Source organism: Phenylobacterium sp. (assembly GCF_035276905.1).
Classification (GTDB): Bacteria; Pseudomonadota; Alphaproteobacteria; order Caulobacterales; family Caulobacteraceae; genus Phenylobacterium.
Map to the genome: position 1 here is coordinate 24795 of NZ_DATELG010000390.1, position 6711 is coordinate 31505.

General features: G+C 63.9%; 5 protein-coding genes. All 5 read left to right on the forward strand.

Annotated features, from left to right (window positions below):
* The first annotated feature begins 32 nt into the window (after positions 1 to 32).
* Entirely contained in the window at positions 33 to 2234 is a 2202-nt protein-coding gene (locus VJS38_RS18765) for an acetate--CoA ligase family protein (protein WP_324089669.1), read from the forward strand.
* A gap of 60 nt (positions 2235 to 2294) precedes the next feature.
* Entirely contained in the window at positions 2295 to 3134 is an 840-nt protein-coding gene (locus tag VJS38_RS18770; protein ID WP_324089670.1) for a p-hydroxycinnamoyl CoA hydratase/lyase, read from the forward strand.
* Positions 3135 to 3216: 82 nt separating this feature from the next.
* Entirely contained in the window at positions 3217 to 4647 is a 1431-nt protein-coding gene (locus VJS38_RS18775) for an aldehyde dehydrogenase family protein (protein ID WP_324089671.1), read from the forward strand.
* Between the two features lie 764 nt (positions 4648 to 5411).
* A complete protein-coding gene (locus VJS38_RS18780; RefSeq protein WP_324089672.1) occupies positions 5412 to 6038 on the forward strand; it encodes a TetR/AcrR family transcriptional regulator in 627 nt (208 codons plus the stop codon).
* Between the two features lie 191 nt (positions 6039 to 6229).
* Positions 6230 to 6711, forward strand: a 482-nt coding sequence (locus tag VJS38_RS18785) for a hypothetical protein (RefSeq protein ID WP_324089673.1), incomplete at its 3' end; no start/stop codon positions are given.

Below are 6711 nucleotides of genomic sequence, written 5' to 3' on the forward strand. Positions count from 1 at the left end.
ACCCCCGCCCTGCGAGGCGATGGAAACTTAAGATGAAAAGCAGCAACCCGTCCGTATTGCGACCGAAGCTCGTGGAGCGACTCCTCCGACCCAGGTCGGTGGCCGTGATCGGCGTATCCTCGAAGCCAGGCAGCACCGGGCAAATCGCCGCCTCCCTGCTCGAGCGGGACGGATTCTCAGGGCCCGTTCACCTGGTCGGCCGGACCATTGCCCAAGTCGGCGGCAGGCAAACGGTGACGAGCATCCAGGAGTTGCCGAGGGGGATCGATCTGGCGGTTCTGACGATGCCCGCCGCCGGCGTTCTCGACGCCGTTCAGCAGTGCATTGACCAGGGCATGGCCGGCGCGGTCGTCTTCGCTTCCGGTTTCGCCGAAATGGGCGACGACGCGAAAGCCGCGCAGGATCAGCTGGCAAGGATCGTCAACAGCGCCGATTTCGGCGTCGCCGGACCCAACGCCTTTGGCTTCACCAACTATGTCGACGGCGTCGATATCGGGTTCATCCCCGGACCGCGCACGGAGCGTCTCTCATCCGATCACATGCCTGCCGCGGCGATCGTCGTGCAGAGCGGCGCGTTGCTGGTCCATCTGCACGCCGCCTTCACAGCCCGCAATCTGCCCGTCGCCTATCGCATCTCGACCGGTAACGAGGCGGTCCTCGATCTGGCGGATCATATTGCCTATCTCGCCGATGACGACGCCGTCGACACGATCGCGCTCTACGCCGAACACATTCGCCGTCCGCGCCTGTTCCTTGAAGCTGTCGCCATGGCCCGAAAGGCCGGCAAGGCGATCGTCATGATGCACTCCGGCAGGAGCCGAAAGGCCCAACAGGCGGCCGCCTCCCACACCGGGGCGATCGCTGGAGACTACGCCGTGATGGCGACGCTGGCGGGCGACGCCGGCGTGCTTCTGGTGAGAACCCTCGAGGAACTGGTCGACTGCGCCGAATTTCTGTCACGCTATCCCAAGCTGCCGACCCACCCGCCGGCGATCGTGACGACGTCGGGCGCGCTTTGCGCCGTCACGTTGGACTGTTGTGGCGACCTCGGCCTCGAGCTTTCCGCGATTTCTCCCGACGCTGCGGGTGCAGTGTCGCAGCGGCTGCCGCCCTACTCTCCTGAACCGAGCAACCCGATAGACTTGACGACCGGGGCTGTCGCTGACCCTGCGTTGATCGCCGATAGCGTCGAGGCGCTGAGCAAGGACCCCGCGATGGGATCGGTGCTGGTCGCCGTTCCCCCAGGCAGCGATCAAATGGCCATTCGCTGGCTCCGACCTCTGGTCGACGCGATCGAGCGGGTCGACAAGCCGGTCCTCCTGTCCGTCCTTGGCGAAGAAATGCCGCTGCCTGGCAATTTCCAGGCGCTTGCCCGGGAGAAGTCGGTGCTTTTGACCCGCTCGCCCGAGCGGTCGTTGCGCACGATTGCTGCGGTCACCCATCACGGCAGGGCGCTGGCGCGCGCTCGCCTGAACATCGAACCGGTCTCGTTCGTTGCGGCCCCGACGCTGCCTTGCGGCGTGCTGCCGGAGTGGCGCGGCAAGATGCTGCTCCGTTCCCTGGGCATCGCGACGCCGCAGGGCAAGCTCGCCGCCTCCGAAGACGAAGCGGCGCAGGTCGCATCGGCCATCGGCTACCCCGTGGTTCTGAAGGTTCAGTCCGCGGAGTTGGCGCACAAGACTGACGCAGGCGCAGTCGCGCTCAACGTCCTCGACGAACCGTCCCTGCGCCGCGCGTACCTGGATCTCACCGCCAACGTCCGGCGGCGCCACCCGGACCTGCCCATCGACGGGGTGCTGGTCGAGGAGATGGCGAACAAGGGGCTCGAGTTCGTTGTCGGCGCCAAGCGGGACCCGGAGTGGGGCGCGGTGCTGATGGTGGGGCTCGGCGGGACTTACGTGGAGCTTCTTCGCGACGTGCGCCTGCTCCCGCTCGATCTTGCGCCTTCTGAAATCGAGAAAGAGCTTTTGAAGCTGCAGGCGGCGGCGCTTTTCGAGGGCTTCAGGGGCCAAGCGGCCCCTGACCTCAAAGCTGTCGCTGAGGTCGTCGCCAGGATCGGTCGGCTCATGGCCACTCGCGCGGAGATCCTGGAGATCGACATTAATCCCCTGGTCGCTTTCGAAAAGGGCGGAGGCGTGATCGCGCTCGACGCGCTTATCGCCGTGGACGGTGCGACGCCTGAAAAGGCCTCCCGAAGCGGTGATGTCGCCCTTGCGGCTCCGCCGCTTTCCTGACGCGCCACGCACTAGCGCAATCGCATTGGGTCAATCCATTCCCCTATCTGGATCAGCAAGATGAGTGATCACGACAGCCAAGTCGCAACCTGTACGGTCGAACGCAAGGTCGCCTGGGTAAGCCTCAACAGGCCCGACAAGCGAAACAGCATGAGCCCCGTCCTCAATCGGCGCATGATGCAGATTCTCGACGAACTCGAGTTCAGCGAAGACGTTGGAGTCGTCGTGCTCACAGGCGCGGGAACGGCGTTTTCGGCGGGCATGGACCTGCAGGAATATATCCGTATTCCCCAGTCAGAGGGCCTTGCCGCTGTGCGCCGAGCGCAGCGAGAATCCTACGGCTGGTGGCGACGCCTGCGCTGGTACCAGAAGCCGACGATCGCCATGGTGAATGGCTGGTGCTTCGGGGGCGCCTACGGCCCCTTGTTCGGCTGCGACCTGGCGTTCGCAGCTGAGGAAGCGCAATTCGGCCTGAGCGAGATCAACTGGGGCATTCTGCCCGGCGGCGGCGCTGCGAAGGTCGCCGTCGAACTGCTCTCGTTTAGGCGGGCGATGTACCACGCCATGATGGGAGAGGCGATCGACGGCAAGACTGCCGCCGAGTGGGGCTTGGTGAACGAAGCTGTGCCCGCCGCAGAATTGCGAGCCCGTGTCACCGCGGTTGCCGAGGAACTTCTCAAGAAGAACGCCACCGCTTTGAAGGCGACCAAGGACGCCATCCGCCGCGTAGGCGTCATGACTTATGACGAGGCGGAGGATTATCTCCTGCGCGCGCAGGAAGCTGCCTTCTATTACGACGCTGAGGCGAAGACGGAAGGCATCAAGCAGTTCATCGACGATAAGACCTATAAACCGGGGCTCGGCGCTTATGAGAAGCGCGGCGGGTCCAAGGGAAAATGACCGCTGCGCGGCGGCGGCCGCCGCGTCATCGCGAACGCTGCAGGCTCGGGGCGGCTGACATTCGTATCGAGAGGATCGGAAGATGAATATCGCAACGGCGACGTCGGGCGACCGCCCGACGCGCTATTTTGAACGGGCCAATCCGATCACGGGCGCTGTGGTTTCGCGAGGCGAGGCGATGACCGTCGAGCAGGCCCGGGCGATTGCAGACCGCGCCGCCGCCGCGCAGCCCGCATGGGCCGCCTTTGGGCCGAGCGCGCGGCGCTCCCTGCTGCTCGACGTTGCCGAGCGCCTCAAAGATCAGGGCGGCGTGTTCGTCGAGATGATGATCGAGGAATTGGGCGCTACCGAAGCATTCGCGCGGGTCAACGTCGCGCACGGGGCCGCTCTCCTCCAGGAATCGGCGGCGCTGACGACGCAGGTGCTAGGCGAAGTCATCCCGACCGACCAGCCGACCAGGCTCTCCCTGGCCGTCCGAGAGCCGGCCGGCGTGGTCTTGGGCATCGCGCCGTGGAACGCACCAATCGTCCTTGGGCTGCGAGCGGTCGCGACCCCGCTAGCTTGCGGCAACACGGTGATCTTCAAGGCGTCCGAGATCTGTCCGGAGACCCACAGGATGCTGTTCCAGCTGTTCGCCGACGCCGGTTTTCCGGAAGGCGTGATCAACCTCGTCAGTAATGCGCCCGCGGACGCGGGCGAGGTGGTCGGCGCGCTGATCGATCACCCGGCGGTCCGGCGGATCAATTTCACCGGGTCGACGAACGTCGGACGCATTATCGCCAAGCGGGCGGCCGAGCACCTGAAGCCGGTGCTGCTCGAGCTGGGCGGGAAAGCGCCGCTGCTTGTGCTGGAGGATGCGGACCTAGAGGCGGCGGCGCAAGCAGCAGCCTTCGGCGCGTTCATGAATCAGGGGCAGATATGCATGTCGACGGAACGGATCATCGTCGTCGACGCCGTAGCGGACCGATTTGTGGGCCTTCTGAAGGCGAAGGCTGGCGGCTTCAGGGCTGAGCCGCCCGGGGCCAAGGCTGCGCTGCTGGGTTCGGTGATCGACGCTGACGTCGCGCCGAGGCTCAACGCGCTGGCCGAGACGGCGGTCGCGCAGGGCGCAAAAATGATCCTCGGCGAAAAATGCGAGGGCGTCATCATCCAGCCGGTGGTCGTCGATCATGTCACTGCGGGCATGCGGCTGTTCCGCGAGGAGAGCTTCGGCCCCATCGTGGCCGTTTGCCGCGCTCGAAATGAAGCTCATGCGATTGAGCTGGCGAATGATTCGGACTTCGGTCTGACGGCGTCGGTTTTCACCCGAGACGGAGTCCGCGGTCTCAGAATTGCGCGGCAGATTAAGTCTGGTGCTTGCCATGTTAACGGCCCGACGTTGCAGGACGAACCCCAGGTTCCGTTCGGTGGCACGAAAAACTCGGGCTATGGCCGCTTTGGTGGCCGCGCAGGCATCGAGGCGTTCACGGAGCTGCGGTGGATTACGCTCGATATGTCGCGCGCAGGCGCGTAGACTTGCTGCAGTCGGCACCGACACCATCGCCGCCCTGACCTTGGTGGCCGCTCATTGTCCTTGTTGATCTGCGGGCGACAGTCTTACCGACGCCAGACGGCGGCCGTTTGAATAATCTCCATCGCGCCCACCTTGTCGGCCGCGGCCAGGGCTATCGCGGGCGCGCCCGGAGTGCTTCTGTGGTCAGTTCGATCGTCGGCGATCGTCGGCGGCGCTTGCGACAGGTTGGGCTCAGCTGGACGGTGATGCCGGTGCGCAGCCCGCAGACTCACACGGTATGCAGGCTACAGGAATCCCACGGGGTGCTCTTATGCTCTTATGCCGGCATCAATCCACTAGCTGGCCGCGCGGCTCAACGATGGCATCAGCCCACCAGTCTCTCGCGCTGTGCTCGAAATGACGTCTGCTAGCGAAAGCCGTGTTAAAGCGATCACACGCAAATCCAGCGGCGAGACCGAATATCACTGTACATGTGCGCGCGATCTTATAAACGGCTATCCGTCGACAATCTTCGCCATTGCTAATCGACGATCAAGGGAGCGTCGCGTGAAACCTCTTTGCAACAGGTGATCGGGTCTCTTGGTTGGCCAACCACTTGACGGTATAAACGGGACATGAATAGGAAGAAGAGCGATAGTCGTAGTGATGGGGATGGGGACCTCGCCCGAGGCGCCCTTCCACGGGTGTCGCCGGGATATAATTCGCAGCGGACATTTGCCGCCCAGAGCCGTGGCAAGGGCAAGCGGGAACGTACAAGGGCGCGATTGATTGACGCCACGGCGGAGTTGATCGCCGGTGGCGGAGCGGATGACGCGACGATTATGGAGATAACGGCCACGGCGGGCCTCGCCACCGGCACCTTCTACAATCACTTCAAAGATAGGGCCGAGATTATCGCGGAAACAGCGATAAATATCATGGAGCAGATATCCGCAAGCATCAACTCCGCTGGCCTTGCTGAAGAAGATATTGTCGTCAGACTTGCGGCGGGGACGCGGCGATTTCTAGATATTACCTACGACCATCCCACCTGGGCTTGGGCCGTTTTGCGCGCCATCGACTATCTTCCCAGTCTTCGGCCGCGGGTTTATCAATACATAGGAAGTACCGTTCGTATTGGCCATGAGATTGGCGAATTCAGTGACGAGGATGATTTCACGCTGCACATTATCAGTTCGATGTTGTTCGCAGCGGCGCGTTCGCGGCTTTCCGGCCAGTCTGGCCCTGAAACGGGGGCCCGGGTGGCGGAGATGCAGCTTCGAGTGCTCGGCGTCGATCCTGCAAGGGCGCATGAGGCGGCGAATCGCCCCGTCGCCGACGTCGAGCTCGCATGGAACGCTACTCCCGCCGTCAAAGGAGCTCGATTGCAGGAAGAGGACGGTCGAAAGTAGCAGGCTGAGGCGTTGTCAGCGCGGTCCACGCCTCCCTCCACAACCACTTCAGCCAGGAGCGCCACCTCGTCAGCCGCGAAGTCTACAAACGGAGACGCCCCGCCGCCCTGGCGGAGTGGCGGTCAGTCCTGGCCCAAAGATCGCTCGGGATTGGGCCCCGTCCGCCCAAGTGGAGACGAGTTGCCGCGCCGGTGACGCCGAACATCTGCGCGATGAACTCCGCGGCGCTGAAGCTTTTCGGCTTCGACAGCAGCCTCCCCGACGAAATCGACGACGTCTTCCCGGAAAAGGACGCCGACGGACAGCTGACTGGTATCTTCAGGGGGCGGGTCTCCTCCTACTACAACAGCAGCATGTTTTGGCTGACGCGGGTCATGGGCAAGAGCCCGATGCCTGAACAGAGCGTCTGGTATCGCGGCGGACTTCTGGGACAGCGGCGCGCGGCGAGCCGCGGCGTCACAAGCGCCTACGAAGCCCACGCCATGGAAGCAAGCCACCTCGCCGCCTATCAGCAGATGCGCGACGACGGGGCGCTCACGATGCGCCAGCGTCGCGATCGTCGGCGTGATCATTGTCCTAAATGCTGTGCTCGTCTGGCAAGCTGTGAGCAGCTGACCCAGCAGCCGACGCCAGAAAGGTCGAGGGCGTTGTCAGCTCAAACTTGCGGAACGGT

Bases quoted from the DNA above. Each gene is read 5' to 3' on its own strand.
- VJS38_RS18775 (WP_324089671.1), top strand. From the start codon at position 3,217: ATGAATATCGCAACGGCGACGTCGGGCGACCGCCCGACGCGCTATTTT.
- VJS38_RS18770 (WP_324089670.1), top strand. From the start codon at position 2,295: ATGAGTGATCACGACAGCCAAGTCGCAACCTGTACGGTCGAACGCAAG.
- VJS38_RS18765 (WP_324089669.1), top strand. From the start codon at position 33: ATGAAAAGCAGCAACCCGTCCGTATTGCGACCGAAGCTCGTGGAGCGA.